Origin of the sequence: Thermoplasma volcanium GSS1 (assembly GCF_000011185.1) — an archaeon.
GTDB classification, from domain to species: Archaea; Thermoplasmatota; Thermoplasmata; order Thermoplasmatales; family Thermoplasmataceae; genus Thermoplasma; species Thermoplasma volcanium.
This window is the reverse complement of record NC_002689.2, coordinates 552,037-570,517: the sequence shown is the minus strand read 5'-3', so window position 1 is coordinate 570,517 and position 18,481 is coordinate 552,037. Positions and strand designations below refer to the sequence as shown.

At 41.1% G+C, this 18,481-nt stretch carries 17 protein-coding genes and 1 tRNA gene; 6 read left to right on the top strand and 12 right to left on the bottom strand.

Features of this window, described 5'->3' with window-relative positions:
- Positions 1-9: 9 nt before the first annotated feature.
- From TVG_RS03065 to TVG_RS03035, 6 genes are all read right to left on the bottom strand, one after another.
- Positions 10-843: a VWA domain-containing protein gene (locus TVG_RS03065; RefSeq protein ID WP_010916840.1), complete on the bottom strand. Its 834-nt coding sequence runs from the start codon at positions 841-843 to the stop codon at positions 10-12.
- A 42-nt stretch (positions 844-885) separates the two neighbouring features.
- Positions 886-2,475, bottom strand: coding sequence for a B12-binding domain-containing radical SAM protein (locus TVG_RS03060; RefSeq protein ID WP_010916839.1), 1,590 nt, complete (start codon positions 2,473-2,475; stop codon positions 886-888).
- 359 nt (positions 2,476-2,834) lie between these two features.
- Positions 2,835-2,908 (bottom strand) — tRNA-Thr (locus tag TVG_RS03050).
- A gap of 121 nt (positions 2,909-3,029) precedes the next feature.
- Positions 3,030-3,353, bottom strand: a complete 324-nt coding sequence (locus TVG_RS03045) for a DsrE family protein (RefSeq protein WP_010916838.1) — start codon at positions 3,351-3,353, stop codon at positions 3,030-3,032.
- Positions 3,328-4,080 carry an RNA methyltransferase gene (locus TVG_RS03040; protein ID WP_010916837.1) on the bottom strand — a complete coding sequence of 251 codons (753 nt, stop codon included), beginning with the start codon at positions 4,078-4,080 and terminating at the stop codon, positions 3,328-3,330. Before TVG_RS03040 ends, TVG_RS03045 begins: the two co-directional genes overlap by 26 nt.
- Positions 4,067-4,855, bottom strand: coding sequence for an FKBP-type peptidyl-prolyl cis-trans isomerase (locus tag TVG_RS03035; RefSeq protein ID WP_156769163.1), 789 nt, complete (start codon positions 4,853-4,855; stop codon positions 4,067-4,069). Before TVG_RS03035 ends, TVG_RS03040 begins: the two co-directional genes overlap by 14 nt.
- Positions 4,856-5,079: 224 nt before the next feature.
- Between TVG_RS03035 and TVG_RS03025 the strand changes: the two genes are divergently transcribed.
- Positions 5,080-6,894 carry an indolepyruvate ferredoxin oxidoreductase subunit alpha gene (locus TVG_RS03025; RefSeq protein ID WP_010916835.1) on the top strand — a complete coding sequence of 605 codons (1,815 nt, stop codon included), beginning with the start codon at positions 5,080-5,082 and terminating at the stop codon, positions 6,892-6,894.
- The gene (locus TVG_RS03020) at positions 6,882-7,466 is read left to right on the top strand and encodes an indolepyruvate oxidoreductase subunit beta (protein ID WP_010916834.1); all 585 of its coding nucleotides are present in this window, start codon (positions 6,882-6,884) and stop codon (positions 7,464-7,466) included. Before TVG_RS03025 ends, TVG_RS03020 begins: the two co-directional genes overlap by 13 nt.
- 7 nt (positions 7,467-7,473) lie before the next feature.
- On the opposite strand, the gene ribA is transcribed toward TVG_RS03020, so the two are convergent.
- Both ribA and TVG_RS03010 read right to left on the bottom strand, forming a co-directional pair.
- Positions 7,474-8,061: a GTP cyclohydrolase II gene (gene ribA, locus TVG_RS03015; protein ID WP_010916833.1), complete on the bottom strand. Its 588-nt coding sequence runs from the start codon at positions 8,059-8,061 to the stop codon at positions 7,474-7,476.
- Between the two features lie 83 nt (positions 8,062-8,144).
- Complete coding sequence (locus tag TVG_RS03010) at positions 8,145-9,290, bottom strand: hypothetical protein (RefSeq protein WP_010916832.1); 1,146 nt, start codon at positions 9,288-9,290, stop codon at positions 8,145-8,147.
- 76 nt (positions 9,291-9,366) lie between these two features.
- Between TVG_RS03010 and TVG_RS03005 the strand changes: the two genes are divergently transcribed.
- From TVG_RS03005 to TVG_RS02995, 3 genes are all read left to right on the top strand, one after another.
- Complete coding sequence (locus TVG_RS03005; protein WP_010916831.1) at positions 9,367-10,734, top strand: DEAD/DEAH box helicase family protein; 1,368 nt, start codon at positions 9,367-9,369, stop codon at positions 10,732-10,734.
- Positions 10,697-11,929 (top strand): DUF790 family protein, encoded by a 1,233-nt coding sequence (locus TVG_RS03000; protein WP_010916830.1) that lies wholly within the window; start codon positions 10,697-10,699, stop codon positions 11,927-11,929. The genes TVG_RS03005 and TVG_RS03000 overlap by 38 nt, the downstream gene beginning before the upstream one ends.
- Before the next feature lie 67 nt (positions 11,930-11,996).
- A complete protein-coding gene (locus tag TVG_RS02995) occupies positions 11,997-13,139 on the top strand; it encodes a pyridoxal-phosphate-dependent aminotransferase family protein (RefSeq protein WP_010916829.1) in 1,143 nt (380 codons plus the stop codon).
- Between the two features lie 103 nt (positions 13,140-13,242).
- On the opposite strand, the gene TVG_RS02990 is transcribed toward TVG_RS02995, so the two are convergent.
- Both TVG_RS02990 and TVG_RS02985 read right to left on the bottom strand, forming a co-directional pair.
- Entirely contained in the window at positions 13,243-13,917 is a 675-nt protein-coding gene (locus TVG_RS02990) for a transcription initiation factor IIB (RefSeq protein ID WP_010916828.1), read from the bottom strand.
- Between the two features lie 74 nt (positions 13,918-13,991).
- A complete protein-coding gene (locus tag TVG_RS02985) occupies positions 13,992-14,264 on the bottom strand; it encodes a MoaD/ThiS family protein (protein WP_010916827.1) in 273 nt (90 codons plus the stop codon).
- Between the two features lie 86 nt (positions 14,265-14,350).
- On the opposite strand from TVG_RS02985, the gene TVG_RS02980 reads away from it, so the two are divergent.
- Positions 14,351-15,142, top strand: a complete 792-nt coding sequence (locus TVG_RS02980; RefSeq protein WP_010916826.1) for an NAD-dependent epimerase/dehydratase family protein — start codon at positions 14,351-14,353, stop codon at positions 15,140-15,142.
- 164 nt (positions 15,143-15,306) lie between these two features.
- Here the strand turns inward: TVG_RS02980 and TVG_RS02975 are convergent, their stop codons facing one another.
- A complete protein-coding gene (locus TVG_RS02975) occupies positions 15,307-17,187 on the bottom strand; it encodes a molybdopterin biosynthesis protein (RefSeq protein ID WP_010916825.1) in 1,881 nt (626 codons plus the stop codon).
- Between the two features lie 5 nt (positions 17,188-17,192).
- Positions 17,193-18,383 (bottom strand): molybdopterin molybdotransferase MoeA, encoded by a 1,191-nt coding sequence (locus tag TVG_RS02970; RefSeq protein ID WP_010916824.1) that lies wholly within the window; start codon positions 18,381-18,383, stop codon positions 17,193-17,195.
- Positions 18,384-18,481 lie beyond the last annotated feature (98 nt).

Genomic DNA, 18,481 nt, shown 5'->3' with positions numbered 1-18,481 from the left:
CGCGAATCTTCATTCCATAGAACTTATTGCTCCCCTCGTACCAATATCGATGAACTCAATCATCTGCTCAAGTTGAGCGTTAAAAACGTATGATCTAGATCCATCTCTAATATCCGGAAAAGCCTCAATAGCGTAATTTATATATTTCGTAGGAAGTATGCTAGACATCTTAAAAAGGGACCTTGCATACATATCATTTGGCAGCTGATTCTCTGAGTAAGGAAACGAGAGAGGAGCAGCGTTCTCGGATGATATATGGCAGTTCCATATCATAGGATTCCCGTCGTCTGTCTCCATTTCCATTATATTTCTTGCTACAGGATAAGGATCCCCATCGGTAGATTGGCCATCAGTTACGTTTATAATTATAGGCGGATACGAAGACGGATGCTCTGAGACCCATTTTTCGACAGCCTCCTTTGCCATATTCATCGCCTTAACCATAGGTGTATCGCTGTTCGCAACAGCTTCGAACCACACTCCGAATTCGTATTCAACGTCCGCTGTACCTCCAGATCCGTCTGGTATCTTCATTACCCTTTTTTCCGTCCTTATGGGGTTTTCGGCTAGTTTCGAAACAGGTACTAGATCATCATCAAGTAGATAGGATGCCTTGCCTTTCTCTCCCCCATAACCTATCACCCCAACGTAAAAGTAATCACGCACCCCATCGTTCTTTGTGCACCTCATTATTAGCTCTCCGATCTGTCTATTTATGGCATCTGCAGCTTCTTTGGCCTTTGATTCACTTCCACCAGCTATCTTCCTTACCATGGATCTCGATTGATCGACAAGAAAAAGGAAAAGGCCAGGATTTCTTCGACTTATCTCTGCGTCATACATTATGAAAACAATTGTCTTACTTTAATAAATATTTCGATCTATTCATTGGTTCTTGATCTTAAAGTAAGGATTCTTAGTACCAGTCTCTTTGTACACAATCTGGCTCGAATCGTTAAGGAGTTCGTTTACTGTAGTCTGATCGAAATCCATATGCTTCAACCCGTTCCTGTAAAGCAATGCGGTCTTTATGACGTCAGACGGCAGTCTGAGTATGTCCTTTACATAGGATGGCATCATCCTGAGGATAAACTTCTGGGCATTTAGCATTATCTGGTCTTTGAAGCCTACAGCTCTAATTGAATGGAGCCTGTCGTGTAGCCACTTATAGATATAGAAGGTATAATAAGCATACGCCGTTAAGGCTTGGATTATCGCTGGATTCACTTTAGTTATAGCAACAGGGGTCAATATGTCGTACCTTGACCAATCTAATGTGAATATTTTTTTGTTTCTCAATGAATCAAGAAATATTCGGGTTCCAGGCAGCGGTGTATACGTACTAAATTGAATGGCATCTATTCCCGCCCTTGCCAATATCCTTGAAAATTTTATCGTTTTCCTGATGTCGGATATCCTCTCGTATGGAGCACCGAGCATCATGCCTCCAAGCACAACGACATTATTTTCCTCTAAAACTTTGACTGCTCGGATAGATGAATCTGTTATTATGCCCTTATGCATTGCCTTAAGTACTTCCTCACTTCCAGATTCAATTCCAAGGAAAGCAATAGTTAGACCCGCCTGGGCGGCCTTCTTTATTAAGTCTGGGTTCTTGGCGGTGACATCTGCCCTCATCTGAACTATAAATTTCAATCCAAGATCTTCTTCTATGATTCTATTAAACAAGTCTTCTCTCTGCTTTACGTTAGGATAAACTATAAAAATATCATCTGTAAAGAAGACCCACTTGTAGCCTAATTGCTTTATTATCCTAAGCTCTTCCATTATTCTTTCGTTTGATTTATTGCGCCATTTGTTACCCCACGTTGGAGTAACAGAACAAAAATCGCAGGCATACGGACATCCCCTTGAGGTCTCTAACGTTGCCACGCTGCCTTCACCAAAAACCTTAAATGTATATTTTTCTGGTTCAACTAAGTCAAAAGCAGGGATTGGCAATGAATCAAGGTCATCAATAAGTTCTCGTTTTTTCGTTCTAAATTTTCTTCCATTCCTTTTGAAAACTATGCCTGGAATGTTGTCGAAGTCTATTCCGTCCTTGTAGTGTTTTAGAATTTCCCTAAAAGTTTCGTCTCCTTCGCCGAGCACTATCACGTCAAAACCGTTGTCAAGTAACTGATTTGGTACAAAAGTAGCCTGATGCCCACCGGCAACGATCAGTGGATTGTATATTGACTTAACTTGCGTTGCCAGTTGCTGAGAAAATGAATGCGCTGCAGTCGCGTGAAGAGTGATTCCTATAACGTCGGGTCTCCATCTATCAATATAGGCAACCATTTCGTTTAGCGTTAACTCATCTGCCTCCATGTCAACTATCTTGACATCTTTTATGCCTACTACTCTAGCTTCACCTGCAAGATCCTCAAGACCGAGAGGTGTTGGCAGGAACCCGAACTTTGTGGTGTATCCGCTTCCTGTAGGGTTAAGGGGTTTTATAAGTAAAACCTTCATAGCTAAATAGTATACAAGAATATTTATGCGTTGTGAAAATGTTTTTACTACACAATGTTAGATGTAGAATGTAGCCTTTATTATTGGTTATGTTTATCGATTTAGCATTACGGCTTTTTTTGTCGTCATTCTTTGCCGTATTAACGATAGATGCATACAACAGGATAAATATTTGTACAAGGAGTTACATCCTTGCTAGTTTGAGAAACATCCAATTCAATTTCAGAATATGTATTAACATGTATGATAGGGCACCCAAGATTTCTAAATTTTGGCCAATGCCAAAAATTTCTTGAGATTTGGACCACTCTATATGATCAACATAATTTACCATCCATAAATTCAACCTTTGAAGAACAAGCCGCCGACGGGGTTCGGACCCGCGACCTCGTGCTTACCAAGCACGCGCTCTACCAGGCTGAGCTACGACGGCACACAGATAAAACAGAAGGAGATACCACGCTAATACATGAACTTTTCAGGTACATTGAGACTTAATCGACAAATAGCTTATTCAAATTAGAAACTCAAACGAAAGGTGTGTGTTATAGAAACTATAATCTAATATAAATCCAACCTTCTGATATTTTCTTCACGAGTTCGTATATTCCAGCGTTAACTACCGTAACACCTAATATAAGTGAATCCGAATCCATTCCTTTTGCAATCATTGAATTTCTGCAGGCAACCACATTTATACCGTTTTTCAAAAGGGCATATACATCTTTATTTTCTGACTCTGCGCTTAGTACAGTTATTGCATCCACATGAAAAACGACTTCTACTTCTATGGATGGATCTTCACGCAGCAAATTCATTAGGTTTCTGACTACTTGGCCAACCTTTGAAGGATCAGTTACGTTCGTTATTACCTTCATCTAAATTCCCCTCAATGGCCTCTTTTATCCTTCTTACTATGCCCATAAGTTTAAAGTATTCTCTCTCAGTGATCATAGATCTGCCAATTATGCGTCTAAGCATGACTTCTGCATTGCGCATTTTATGCGCTGGATATCTGCTAAGCTTCATAATATCTAGAATGTTACTCATAAGCAATACTTCGTGTTCTGGCTTTATTGATTCGTGTTGTATCATATCTGAAGGTACGTAGCTCCTATACATAACATAAAGTACTATGGCTACAGCATGCGAAAGGTTATAGACAGGATAATCTGGATTACCAGGTATATATATAAAATAATTGCAAAGATCAAGCTCCTCGTTTCTCAGACCATCGTCCTCTCTGCCGAATACGAGAGCAACTTTCCCTGTTTGACTCTCCATCTGTTTCCAGAATGTCTCTGGGTCAACCGGTAATCGCCTGAAACGCTTAAGATTCGAAGAGGCCGTGCTCGAAGTGCCCGCTACGATAGTAAACCTATGAACGATCTCTTCAAGTGAATCCACAATCTCGGCATTTTCCAGTATCTGCCTCCCGCCCATGGAACGTGCGAATGCTTCATCATCAGGTCTATTGCCTACAATGATAAGTTTGGATAGGCCAGAATTTTTCATCGATCTGGCCACTGCACCTATATTTCCCTGGTATTTAGGCTGGACAAGGACCACCCAGATCCTGTCCGCAAGGCCATCAGTTTTTTGCATTTGTTTCTTCTTGCCCGCTTCCCTTCGCTTCTGCAGGCGTTTCCCTTTGTTCAGCAGCTGGCTGCTCAGCCGTAGTTTCCGTCTTATTCTGCTCCTCTCCCTTTCCCTTTTCGTACTTTTCAGTTATGAGTATATCCAGACCTGGTATATACTTCCTAGCGGTGTTGACTATAGTGTACTTTGCGTCAAGCCACGCAACGCTAAATTTTGCATTTTCAGGAATTTCTATCCTTATGCTATCATCGACTGATACGTTAAAGCCCTCTGGATCGTAATTATTTGCAATGATGGCTTTCACTTTTTCAGCCGTATCTGTTATTGTACCATTTATCTTATACTTATAATATACTTTCTTTCCAGCCCACTTGTGGTTGTAATCAACTAAGACCCTGCCAGGAGTTACGGAGATTATCCTGCCTATTTTTCTGTTTATTTCAACTTCCATCCCTACTCTAGGATCTATGTTTAGGCGCTGGAATTCACGCATTGTATGCACTTTGATGTTTGATGGTAATCTTTGTCCGAAAGCGTCTTCAGGTGGTATCTCAACCTCTAGTTCTTGGCCTACCTGTGCATTTTTAAAGCTTTCGTTTATCTCTTTGAATAGGCCCTCCTGGCCAACGATGACAACTATATCACCATACTTCTGCTTCTCATCATATATATTATTTTCTTTAGCGAGCTCTTCCTTGCTTGTAGCCACAAGCTTTTTATCGTCTCCGACCCTCATTTCATACTCGATCTTAATGAAATCTCCTGTATTCAAGCATTTCACCTTTGTTTTTGACCTCATAACCTAGTAGTATTTTAGGTTTTTCCTTCATTTTTATATATAAAATAATGATAATAATCTTATTACCGCACTCATATTTAAGTTTATCTATCGTAAGAACCAGCAAAATAGTTTTCGCATGAAAATAATCACGTACATGACTTTTGCCAAAACTTCTCTGCATCAACTACGTCACATTTACATAGCTGCAGGTTAATACTTTACCAATGGGTAATCATAGAGTTCTTATGGGAAACCAGGCTATTGCGTTCGGAGCCCTTAAAGCAGGGGTCGAAGTTGCAGCAGGTTACCCTGGAACACCTTCCACTGAAATTATAGAAACATTAAAGGGGCTTAACGACTCTGTTTACGCTGAATGGAGCATAAATGAAAAAGTAGCCCTTGAAACCGCATATGGGGCTGCTATGATGGGTTCAAAGGCTCTCGCTGCAATGAAGCATGTGGGCATGAATGTAGCAGCTGATCCGCTTTTCAGCAGTTCATATACTGGTGTGGATGGGGCCCTTGTAATTGTAAGTGCGGATGATCCGTCAATGTGGTCCTCCCAAAATGAACAGGATAATAGATACTATGGCCTTCACGCTCTAATCCCAGTGATTGAACCGTATGATCCGCAAAGTGCCTATGACCTCACCATAAAGGCATTCGAGATCAGCGAAAAACTTCGACATCCTGTTATTCTGCGAACTACTACTAGGGTAGGCCATGTAAGATCTCAAGTCAACTTTGAAAGAGATGGTCAGAAAGAAAAAAAGGGCATAGAAAAGAACCCTGGGAAATACGTTATGGCTCCTGAAAATGCCAGGAGGGACAGAGTTGAGCAGATTGATCGCTGGAATCAGGTATCGGAATACATAGAAAGACTAAATGTACTTGAAGACAACGGTTCAAATACCCTTATTATAGCGAGTGGAATAGCCTATCCTTATGTGAAGGAAATCACTGAAGAAGAAGGCCTCAACGCAAATATCTTTCGTCTTGTTACTCCGGTACCTATTCCGGAAAAATCGATCCTAGATTCAATGACAAGGGTAAAGAAAGTGCTTGTAGTTGAGGAAAACGATCCCGTTGTCGAGCTGCAACTCTCTCAACTCATGGTGAAAAACGGAATTATGAAAGAACTGCATGGAAAGGATCTCGTATCGCCTATAGGCGAACTTACTCTGGAAAAGGTAAGAGGAGCTATAATGGGCTTTTTCGGAAAGGAATATGTGCGCAGTTATCCAGATGATGTTTCGCTGAGGACAAGGCCCCCAGCACTATGCCCAGGATGCCCCCACAGATCTTCATTCTACGATATTAAAAAAGGCCTCAGCAAAGTATCCATGCAAAAGGCATTCTTTTCAGGTGATATCGGATGTTACACTCTTGGTGCGCTGCCCCCCTTTAACGAGCAAGATAGCGCTACAAACATGGGATCTAGCGTTGGCATAAGCAATGGCGTGTTCAGGGCTACAGGCCAGATACCTGTATCCATTATAGGGGATTCGACATTTTTCCATAGCGGCCTGCAGGGTGTTGCCAATGCCGTCTACAACGGAACACCAGAAATAATAATTGTCCTAGACAACAGATCTACAGCAATGACAGGCCAGCAACCTAGCCCATCAACGCATATATCCATAGAAAATGTGGCAAGGGCGATGGGGATTGATTTTGTCGACACATTCGATCCATTCGATGTAAAGGAGGGTTCAGACGCAGTCCAGAAGGCTGCAGAATACGTTAAAGAGAATAAGAAGCCCGCCCTAATTGTGGCGAAAAGAGCATGCGCGTTAGAAGTCCTTGAAAAAGTCGGGGATTATACCATGAAAGCTGAGGTAGATCTTGAAAAATGCACCGGATGTTCGATATGCTACGATTTCTTTACATGCCCATCCATACTCCCATTATCCAATAAGAAAGCGTTCATAGATGACAGCTGCATAGGGTGTGGAGCCTGTGTTGAGGTTTGTCCTTTTAACGCAATAAAAGTTAAAGGAAATGCGCCGAAAGGGTGGATAGAAGCATGGAATCTCTAAACTTACTTATTGCAGGCGTAGGCGGCCAAGGAATAATTACAATGGGAAAAATGCTTGCTACAGCAGCAGACTTAGCTGGCGTAAAGGTAATTGTTTCTGAGACACATGGCCTCTCGCAGCGTGGTGGATCGGTGGCAGTGCATGTGAGGATGGGAAATGTTTATGCTCCGTTAATTGAGAGGGGGAAAGCGGATTATATTATCGGATTGGAGGCAAGTGAAGCTGTCAGAAATCTATCGTATGCCGGACCTAATACGAAATTTATCATAAATAAGAACTTAATTAAGCCTGTATTGCCGAAGGTGATGCCTGCAACTCTCGATGAAGTGTTCGAGGCTCTGAAGGATTATCAGGTCTATCACATAGATGCAGAGACTATCGCAGCTGAATCTGGGAATAGAAAGGGGTCAAATGCCGTTCTCTTAGGATATATGTATTCAATAAATGCATTTCGTACATTAAAAATATCTGTAAACAATTTTTTGCAGGCTATGGTATCCGAAAGCAACAAGGCTTGTTTCCGCGCTGGCATAGGTGTGAATAGGCTGACGGACCTAACAAATTCGCACTAAAACTATTTTATATATTTTCGATCTCATGCCCGAGTTTTGTTTTCTTTGTTTCCAAATAAAACTTATCGTATGGCGTTGGATCGCTGAATATTGGTATTCTTCCCTTCACGTTGATTCCACTTTCGATGAGCGATTTTATCTTTTCTGGGTTATTTGTCATTATGTATATAGATTTTATCTCAAAGTACCTTAGAACTTCTGCAGCAAAACTATAGTTTCGACTATCGACAGGCAGTCCTAGCTTAAGATTAGCTTCTACCGTATCCGCACCCATATCCTGTAGACTGTACGCTTTTATCTTGTTAAGGAGACCGATACCTCTACCCTCTTGCCTTAAGTATATAAGCATTCCGTATTCCTGTCTGCCAAGATACCTCAGAGACTGGATCAGCTGATCTCTGCAGTCGCATCGAAGTGAGCCAAGGACATCGCCAGTTAGGCATTCGGAATGTATGCGGAGAGGTACATTTTCCTTTCCTCTCGGATCACCCCTTACAATAACTGCGTGATCCTTATTTTCGTCGTTGACAAACGTATATATACGGAAAAGCCCAAATTCAGTAGGCAGCTTTGCATTTGAATAAAGCTCTATCATTGATAGTCGTTCTAAATCTTCAAAGAGTATAAAAACTTAGTTTATCATGATTTAAAATTGCTTCTATTTTTATATAAATTATATTACTTAAAAAAGTTTACAGCTTTATTACCAGTAGAGTTGATGTCGAATATTTTTTTTGTAATTAGAAATAGCTCTTTATACCTAAATACATATAGATCTGTTAACCCGTCCGCTGATGTGACGCTATTGGTTATACTATAATATTGAACCGGATCTATGCTAAAGCGCAAATAAACGTTCCTAGGCCGTAAACTCCTGAGAGAAAATGCAAGCGATGTTCCATCGCAAGAATGAATTATTTCGTAGATTGTGCCTGGAAAATTTTCTACGGTGTCGTCAGAAGAAAGAATTAGCCTTCTACCGTCGTTAGATACCATAACAAGCGATGAGTATGCACCCAGGAGGCCGGCAGCAACAACTGCTGGATCAGGCACATATATTAATCGGCCTGGAACGCCTTCTTCAAATTTTACAGTTTGCTTCTCACCATTTAAATGTATCCCTGAAGGCATAATGTGGGCCGAATACTCCGCTTCTTTTAGCGAGCCAGTGTATACTGTGAACCTCGATAATACTCCATCAACAGATATATATTCTCTTTCTCCATCTATATTAATAGTGCTGGCTGGCATCCTTGGTGGTAGATCGAAGATGAAGGCTTCTGCTTGGATTTTTTCCATTATATCTAATGGTGAAGGTTTTAACTCAGAGATACTGGAAGCCTTTGTTCTTAATGGATCAGAGAAAACTATATGGGCATCTCTTATGCTATTTTTATAAAAATCTGAGTTTACAAACTCAGACTTACATCTATAAGCTATGGAGTTCAGTAGAGACATCAAGTATCTTGATCTATCAACTTCGATGCCTTTACATCCGTATTCCAAGCCAAACATTATGCACTGCATGCCAGCCCCGGATCCAACGTCAAGCACAGGCCCGTTTATTCTGCTAGCTCTGTATCTCCCTATATTCTCTGGGGTGGAATACATAGCTGAATATTTGTCAAAAAATAGTTTGTCCCATTTGCTGTACTTCTTCCTAACCCTTATTCTGGCCCTGGCGAATTCTGATACCACTGAATCAGGGACGCTTACCCCGCGGTCGATCTGCTGTATAGCATATTCGATTTGGCTGTTCAGCTTATTTCTGAACGCCTCGTCGTAGACAGCCCTCTCCAGTATCTTCTCCAAGTGTTTTGACATTCAGCATCGTATCCGAAGAATGTTAAATATACCTTCCTCATAAACAACTTTATTACCCGTATTCAGATCTTCCTGTGTGATTGAACTCACATATTCCGGAGGCTCCATACTTATAAGAGGTTATGAAGGTGAATTGCCACCAGATATCGCTATCTTCGATAACAGGATTATGTGTTATAGAGCACTGGGAATGAACTACGAAAAGGTTGCTGAATACCTCAAGTCTAAGGGTAAAGAATTCACTGATAACGTATGTAATTGCCCTGATATAGAAGTCAAAGCAAACATTAAATTAAGGCCATACCAGAGCGATGCCTTGGATAAGTGGGCATCCAGTAATATGCGTGGAACCATAGTCCTCCCCACAGCAGCTGGAAAGACCCACATAGGTATAGAGGCCATAAATAGAACGAAAAAGAAGACGATTATACTTGTACCCACAATAGATCTACTCACGCAATGGAAGCAGAAGATAAAGGAGCTGCTTAACCTGGACGCAGGGCAGATAGGCGGTGGTGAAAAGGAAGAGAGGGAGATAACTGTCTCAACTTACGACTCCGCTTATTTAATGGCAGAGAAATACGGCAACCATTTTGATCTGATCATTGCAGACGAAGTCCATCATCTGGCATCTGAGAAGCTTCGTATGATAGCCATGATGTATACTGCAAGGTATAGGCTAGGACTTACAGCTACATACGAGAGGACTGACGGCCTGGAAAAAGATCTGGAATACCTTATGGGAGGGAAGATATTTGAACTTGGATACGAGGAAATTGATGAATACCTAGCCGATTACAAAATAGTGCGTATACCAGTTGAGTTAGATGATGATGAACAGACTCAATATGAAAAGTATCATTCTATCTTCGTAAACTATCTAAGAAAACATAGAATGGCAATAGGCGGATCATGGGATTTTAATAAATTTATTAGGAGCTCTTGGACACCAGAAGGGAGAGAAGCGCTTACTGCATGGAGAAAATCAAGAGAAATTGCTATGAATCCAGCAGGGAAGATCGAGATGGCCCGCACGTTAGTTGCGCAACACAAGAATGAAAGGATAATAATTTTTTCTGAGGATACTGAAACGACCTATAGGATTTCAAAAGAGTTCCTGATTCCAGCGATTACCTACATGACTTCAAAGGATGAGAGATCAGAAATACCGGAATTGTTTAAAACCGGTAAATATAACGTAATAGCAACGTCTCGAGTCTTAGACGAAGGGGTAGATTTTCCAGATGCATCTGTAGCTATAGTTATGAGCGGTTCTGGCAGCACAAGGCAATTTAGGCAGCGCCTCGGCAGGATACTACGGCCATCGTATGGAAAAAAGGCAGTAATGTATGAGCTCGTAACATCGCAAACTGCAGAGTTTGGGGCATCAAGAAGGAGGAGGAAAGGTGTTCCCTCTAGAACTACTAGTAGCGAAAAAGACTGAAAACGGTTCGATAAGACCCATAGTTATCCCACCTGACAGCAAATGGCCTGCAGAAAACGTAATAGATACATTTCGTTCATCTATTGGCTTAAAGCGCCGTGAGCTATACGAGAGAATCAAGGATATAGAATACCAGGCAAAGAATCCTAAAACGGTAAGATCCATGGCGCTGCTGCTTGAAAGAATATCGAAATTCCGTGATAGCTTTCAGGTCCCGAGTTCAGAGGTAAGGCGCTTCCTCTTTTCACTAGGGCCGGCAGTGAGACCAGAGGAACGCCATACACTTGTTGAGATGGCTGCTAAGCATTTTTCTGTAGGCAAACAAGAGATAGAAGACGCCCTGTACGGAGATATAGAACCTGAACAGAGGCTTATCTCCGTGCCAGATATAACTCCCGATTGGCTGGTAAGAAATTACAACCTGGAACAGATAGAAACACTAATTTATAAGGCGAAGAGCATGGTCGTCAAAAAGTTGAGCAACTGGCTGCCATTTATAGATGCAATCAAGGAACTCGGCCTTATGTTCGAAGCATTAAACGAAGAGGGCTTGACGGTAATAATAGATGGGCCAAACAGCATCTTCGGTGGTATGGATAGATATGGGTCAGCGCTTGCTCAGGCCTTTTCACTATTGGCAGGTTCCTCGAGTTGGTCAATTTCAGCAACTGTTAGCATTGGTGGAAAAGATTACTCCGTCCAGCTCGATCAATCGCTGAACTATTACCTTCCGGAGAAAAGAGAAGGGATGTTAGATAAGACTTACCCGGAGCCAATAAATATCGATGGGAGGCTTTACTTTCCATCTTCTGTGATGGACATAGATGGAAAGAAGGTATACGTCGACATAGTTAGAAATGATGATATTAATCGAATACTGAAAAGAGATTCCAAAATAAGAGCATCCGGATATAATTGGATCACAGTTTATATCGGGCCTTCAAAAAACTGGAGCAATTATCCTCTACGCTTTCGTTCAAAGATCGACTGGTCTCTCGTGCAAGCCTATGCCAGGAAAACTTTACCTAAAGAGACAAAGGCGGATTATGTGATGGCTGCACTGTCTAAACTATATCCTGATATAGATGCTATAATAGACTTCCTGGACAGCAACGGACTTCCTTTAAGCATCGTGGAAAAATATGGGTATAAGGTATCGTGGAACGGCATAGTACCCAGTATTGAAAAAAGTTGATTTCGATATGCAAATGTATGTCATTATCTGGCAAAGTTAATGAATGAATAGGTAATACATTCGTTATATGCTTAGAAAACTCATGCATGTTGGCCCTTCAATGACATCTTACGAAGTACAGCTTGAAGGAGTCAGAGAAAACGTCGGTTTTGCTTCGCCAGAGTTCCTTGAAGCTATGAGGAATTCCCTTGAAGGCCTAAGGATTGTTGTAGGAGCAGATAATTCGTATTTGCCATTCATATTGCCTGGTAGCGGTACGGTAGCAATGGAATCAGTTACTTCGATATTGCCACGAAAAGGAAAGGTTCTCGTAGCCTCTAATGGAGTATTCGGGAATAGGTGGAAGCCGATCTTAGATGCACACCGGATGGAATACGAAGTACTTGAGGCTGAACCTGGGAAGTCAGTTGATCCTGCTTCTATAAAGGATAAGCTCTCATCTGGCAACTTCGCATCTTTGGTCTTCACCCATGTCGAAACGAGCACAGGCGTGAGGGCAGACATAGAGGAAATATGCAGGAAGGCCAGACCGTTAGTGGATAGAATAGTTGTAGACGGAGTAGCGAGCGTTGGTGGTGAAACGTTAAAGGTTAAGGAATGGGGCATAGATGCGATAATAACGGCGAGCCAAAAAGGCCTTGCCTCACCGCCTGGGGCTGCGCTACTAGTAGTTGCAAAGGATTCGCTAAATAACACTGCAGGTGACGGCTATTTCTTTGATCTTAAAAACTGGGTAGAACCTATGAACACGTATCTAAAGGGTGAAAATGGATACTTGTCAACCGAGCCAGTAGGAGTTGTTATGGCCCTTTCACACGTATTCAATGATATTAGGGCAGAAGGGTTAGAAAATACCATAAAAAGGCATAGGGTTTTCTCTGAAGCGCTCAACGAAGGATTAGAAGAGATTGGTTTGAAAGTCCTAGCAGATAGGGAGCACTGGAGCAATACAGTTACTGCAGTTGTCGCAGAAAGATCTGACGACATAGTGAAATTTGCATTGTCCATGGGCATAGAATTCGCGACTGGAGTCCATCCAAAATTAAAAGGAAAATACTTTAGGATTGGGCATATGGGGTACTTTAACTATTACGATGTTTTTTCAGCTTTATCCGTCATCGAGCGATCAGCGCTGCGTGCTGGCATCAATATAAAGTTAGGTTCAGGGTTAACTAGGGCTCAGGAGATACTCATCAAGAATGGGGTTTAATTCTCCTATTATATTTTTTGATGTGAAAATATCAAAGGGCAATTGAAATTCACAGAAACCAAGGTTTAGGTGCCCAGTTCGTCTGTTTGATAATAAGTGAGGATTATGTTGCTTGATTCCCCGTAAGATAACTGTAAATTTCTTTGTAAGTCCTAATGAGAGTTACCTCGGTTATGCCCGTCTTCTTAGTAACATACCTCTGTACTAGTTTTCTGTCCTTAAGTATTGACGCCAAATAAAGAGCCGAAATCGCAATAGTGGATGGCGATTTTCTCATAAGGCTTACTTGCGAGGCGATTTTATTTGTAAGTGCAATAGCCTCGTCCCGCACATCGTCGTCTACGTTAAGCGATTCAGCATACCTCTCTATAAAATCTATCGGCCTGACTGCCATATTTTTGCCGTTTGTATTTTTGACCACTAAGCTCTCCGTCCTCCATATCCTGGAAGGATCTATTTTTAACGCCCTAGAGACATACCTTAAGGTAACAGGAGATGGGCTGGACCTTGACGCGACTAGAATACAGGCAGCAAGTACCGCAGTGCATCCGCGGCCCCGCGATATGCCATGCGAAACATTATCCAGGTATATATTTAGTGCGTTCTTCATTACTTCTAAGGGTATTTCATCTATAAGTCCTGATCTTTTCAATGATAGCGCGATACGATTCAAGTTTTCATTTCTAGAGACGTTGTTTGGAATCTTTGCTCCCTTGTACCTCCTTAACTTAGCTAAAAAATCATCAACTAATATATTTCTTTCTTGGCCTTCTATCACATATGTATAACATTTTATTGATATATAAGCTTAGTGTAATTATTTAACATATCATTTATGCGAACATACAATCCTTAACCTCCAGAAACATGAGGCATTATCGCGACCGTATCCCCTTCTGCGATATTGTAATTCTGATCGACGTACTTGTAGTTAACAGCTATCAACGTATCCTTTGGATTGAATATATTCTTGTATTTCTTCATAACTTCATTAATCAATGTACCAACATTGGACCCCGGTGAAAGTTCGAAGTACTCTTCATCCTTGCCAACTTTTTCTTTAAAATATGCAAAATACCTAACTCTTACTTTCAAGTCCAACACATCCCCCTGTATTATTCCCATAATTATGCCTTAAAGATATATATTTTGGCTGCTAATCGAAACGGTAATCCGCTATGTATTTTACTTAGTAGAAAATGTGGTAGTTAATGGCCCAGTCAGAAATTTCAAAAAGAGAAAAGGGTAGAGCCCTAATCACTGTTGCAAATAATGTAGCTGGCTTCAACTTATGGAAGAGGCTAGTTGAAGAGGGGTATGATGTTGATGCTATCCTCCCCAGCGAAGATAAGTATAATCTCCTCCTCTCCGAATTAGTATCACGCAAAAATAAAAAATACGATTTCATAGTTAACACCGTAGACAGGCACGATTATGCAGTAGTAACCAACAAAATGCTGAAATGGCTCTATCCAACAGAAAAGATCATATTCATATCCAGCGATCTGGTTTATGAGCCAAGGCCAGGAAAGAAGAAGGAGAACGATAATGCGTATCCGCCAACAATGGAAGGAAAGTACTTTCTAGAGGCGGAATCGGCGCTGGATGTAAATTCGGACTTAGTATTGAGGGTGGGGCTCGTCACTGGAAGATGTGTCCCTAACATACTTACTAACACCATTAATCTTTCAAGGGCAAACATGAGCATAGACCTCAGCGGCGCAGTTGTGAGGAATTTTATAAGCAATGCAGATCTATCGGAATACATCATACGGTTACTCGATAAAAACGGGATATACAATGCCTCAGCAAAGTCGATGACACCAAGAGACTTCGCACTTGAGCTGTGCGCAAAGATAAACGTCAATTGTAAACTAAGGAGAACTACTGATGACAAAGTATTCGATTATTCCATGGATACAACGAAAATAGAATTGACTACAGGCTATTACACAAAGGACATATTTGCAAATATTTCTTCCGGCCTATACTTGCTGGGATAACAGTAGCCTGCATTGTAAAAGCAAATATTTTTTGATTTTTAATTAGAATTTCTTAATCCATAGGCTTAGCTATTCTTCATGCTAAGATACAACACGTTTAGGAATTAAAAATTATGCGCTTGGTAAAATTTTGGCAATTGTGAATTGGATTAATCTATTCTATTTTAAGAGATTATTTCGCCTATGTCGTCTGGGACACTATAACCAGGATAGTTCTTAATTCGGTCTTTTAGCCCTTTAAGGTTCTTTATGAAAGCCTGACCGTACTCGCTGTCATAGAACTCCTTTGAGATAAGGATATCGTAGTTTTCTTTGTTTATATGGGTATACTTTAAACCAAGTTTGATAGCGTAGTACTCAAGCGTTATGCCAGCATCCGCCCGTCCTTGTTCTACTGCTCTGGCAACACCAGCTTCGGTGTTTGTCTCCCAGAGATACCCTTTCATATTTTTTCTTATACTTTCGTTGTTGCCTATAAGCTCCTCTATGAGATCCCTTGTGCCAGATCCTTTATTCCTATTTACAAACACCATTCCTTTATCCAATATCTCCTGAAAACTGGATACTCCAGTTTTCGATACAAAGCCACGATTCCTCAAGTAACCTCTTACTAGATAACTCACATTCCTTAGATCGTTGTCATAAACAGATATGTTATAGACGCCATTTTTAAGGATATGTATACCTGATACGTCAGCTTCACCTGCCTTTATTGCTGAGATTCCACCCCATGCTCCAACATTTACTATCTTCGCGCTTTTATCAGTTTCCAATATGACTTCATCCAGCAACGGATCGCTGCTTCCAATGCATATTATCTTGGCCTGTGGTACATCGAATTTGTAAAATTTGACCTTTTCATCCCGAGAAACGTATTTTTCATCTCCTGGGATTACCATCAGTCCGTCAGCGTATAACATCCTACTAATAGAGCCTGAATTACCCATTATAGGAAAACCGTAACCCTTTTTTGTCAACACGGCAGGATATATTGTTTCTTGTAATTTTTCTGCGTTGATCCTGAATGGAACCTTGACCTCAATACTGTTATCGTGTTCAATGCCATAAGCACTTAAAAATCCAGGAATAACTATATAATTTAGTACCACTGCTGATGAAAGCGGAAATCCTGGCATACCAAAAAACGGATGCCCGGATATGAGCCCGAAGAACGTTGGCTTTCCTGGCTTTATGTTTATCCCATGGAACAGTATCTCTCCACCCAGTTCTTCTACTATTTTGTAAAGCATATCATAAAAGCCCGCGCTGGTAGACCCTGAGGCCATTATTGCATCGTATTTTTTTAGTCCGTCATTAACAAGTTTGGATAACTCATCTTCATTATCCCTAGCTATACCAATAAACTCTGGATCGATTAGGCCTGTCGTAGCTAATTTTGCCACAAAGTAATTGCTGTTAGTGTCGAATATTTCACCATACTTTAATTCATTTCCAGGTTCTATAACTTCATTTCCAGTGGATAGTATAGCGATCTTCATTTTTTTATAGACTTTAACCCGATCAATTCCGGCTGCAGCAAGCGCACCAATCGCTTCTGGGGATATCCTTGTACCAGCCTTGAGGATGAGATCACCAAGCGATATGTCTGTACCAGAGTATGATATGTTCTCACCTGGATAAACCGATCTAAATACCTCTACTGTTTGGCCAGATGCCCTTGTATCCTCTACCATAACTACGGCATCTGCGCCCCTAGGTATTATTGCTCCTGTAGCAACATAAACACAGCTTCCAGTTCCCAGTGATGGCGCACTTCTGTCTCCCGCAGCGACGCTTCCAATTAGTTTAAGACGATGCGGATTGTCTTCTTCTGATCCCTCTACATCAGAATGAAATACGGCATAACCATCCACTTCCGATCTGTCAAACGGAGGTATGTCATATTTTGAAAAGACATCCTCTGCGCTTACATAACCAGCCGAATCTGAAATTTTTCTGTCCTCAAATACTATCCTCTTCGATATTTCTTGCGATATTATCTCTTTAGCTTCATCAGACGATACCAGCTTGTGGAATATCTTCATCTCGCTCACCCAATTAATTTAACTTCTACCAATTGCCCCTCTTGATAGCCTTCAACGTTTTCATCAATAATCAGATAGCCGTCTGCATTTATTACCGAATTGATTATGCCAGAACCAGTTGTCCTCAGCGGGTCAACATAGATTTTCCCATCTTTGTTGGATAGCCTAACCCTTACAAACATCTTCATGGCTTCATTGTTGAATATAGATCTTGTAAGTTCCCCCTTAACGATGTTAGGCCTCGTTTCCTTTATGGAAAGCCAGTTGAATATGAGCGGTCGAATCACGTTTTCATAGGCTATCAAGGCCGCAACAGGGAGACCAGATATAGTGAAGATAGGCTTATCATTAACTAAAGCAAGCCCTGTCGTCCGCCCAGGCTTCATTCTGATCCCATGAAATATGATCTGGCCAAGATTTTGGAGAATACTATCCATTAGATCTGTTGAACTCGGGCCTGATCCGCCAGTAACGATTAACAAATCCCCCTCAAAGGATCGAATTACGTTGCTAATTTTCTCTACATTGTCTTCGACGTTTCCCAGGAAGACAGAATTAAACCCATCTCGAACAATTAGGCTTTGAAGCATTGGAGCGCTTGCGTTCTTGACTTTACCTGAAACTATCTCGTCTCCCGTTGATAGAACTCCAATTTTCAAATCGAATACATTAACCTTTTCTATTCCGGTCTCTATAAACGCTGGGATATGCCATGGCATTATTCTTTGGCCTCTGTCTATGATCTTATCGCCTGTCTTTAGATCTTCTCCCTTGCGTCCTATATTTTGAAATTTTTTCACTTTGCGAAATATAGCAACATATTCACCTTCTATCTCCGCGTCTTCCTGCATAACAACTGCATCCGCACCTTCAGGTACCTCTGCACCTGTAAATATTTCAGCGCATTGGTTCTTTCCTATCCGTATATTATTTGCATCCCCAACGTGGATACTTCCTACAAGTTTTAATGAAATTGGATTGTTCAAGCCGGCACTTAACACATCTTCGTACCTTACTGCGAAACCGTCCACAGCACTTCTATCGTATTGAGGAAAATCTGAAGGGCTCAAGATTGGGATCGCAGAATACATACCTGCAGATATATCCGATCTTACCTCTTTCATGCGTACATTTAAATTTAATTTTGAACCAGCCAAAAGGGCCTCGCTATACTTCTTCAAAGTTTTGAACTCCATCTAAATCTTAGATAACAGAATCGAATATCAGGATATCGGGTCAAAGCCTCATACATATAACAAGAACTGCGATTATGAAAAAGCGCTGCCTTATAATA

What these genes read in the sequence shown, in the direction of transcription:
- TVG_RS03065 (WP_010916840.1), bottom strand. Translation starts at nt 843, where the DNA reads ATGTATGACGCAGAGATAAGTCGAAGAAATCCTGGCCTTTTCCTTTTT.
- TVG_RS03060 (WP_010916839.1), bottom strand. Translation starts at nt 2,475, where the DNA reads ATGAAGGTTTTACTTATAAAACCCCTTAACCCTACAGGAAGCGGATAC.
- TVG_RS03045 (WP_010916838.1), bottom strand. Translation starts at nt 3,353, where the DNA reads ATGAAGGTAATAACGAACGTAACTGATCCTTCAAAGGTTGGCCAAGTA.
- TVG_RS03040 (WP_010916837.1), bottom strand. Translation starts at nt 4,080, where the DNA reads ATGCAAAAAACTGATGGCCTTGCGGACAGGATCTGGGTGGTCCTTGTC.
- TVG_RS03025 (WP_010916835.1), top strand. Translation starts at nt 5,080, where the DNA reads ATGGGTAATCATAGAGTTCTTATGGGAAACCAGGCTATTGCGTTCGGA.
- TVG_RS03020 (WP_010916834.1), top strand. Translation starts at nt 6,882, where the DNA reads ATGGAATCTCTAAACTTACTTATTGCAGGCGTAGGCGGCCAAGGAATA.
- ribA (WP_010916833.1), bottom strand. Translation starts at nt 8,061, where the DNA reads ATGATAGAGCTTTATTCAAATGCAAAGCTGCCTACTGAATTTGGGCTT.
- TVG_RS03010 (WP_010916832.1), bottom strand. Translation starts at nt 9,290, where the DNA reads ATGTCAAAACACTTGGAGAAGATACTGGAGAGGGCTGTCTACGACGAG.
- TVG_RS02995 (WP_010916829.1), top strand. Translation starts at nt 11,997, where the DNA reads ATGCTTAGAAAACTCATGCATGTTGGCCCTTCAATGACATCTTACGAA.
- TVG_RS02985 (WP_010916827.1), bottom strand. Translation starts at nt 14,264, where the DNA reads ATGGGAATAATACAGGGGGATGTGTTGGACTTGAAAGTAAGAGTTAGG.
- TVG_RS02980 (WP_010916826.1), top strand. Translation starts at nt 14,351, where the DNA reads ATGGCCCAGTCAGAAATTTCAAAAAGAGAAAAGGGTAGAGCCCTAATC.
- TVG_RS02975 (WP_010916825.1), bottom strand. Translation starts at nt 17,187, where the DNA reads ATGAAGATATTCCACAAGCTGGTATCGTCTGATGAAGCTAAAGAGATA.
- TVG_RS02970 (WP_010916824.1), bottom strand. Translation starts at nt 18,383, where the DNA reads ATGGAGTTCAAAACTTTGAAGAAGTATAGCGAGGCCCTTTTGGCTGGT.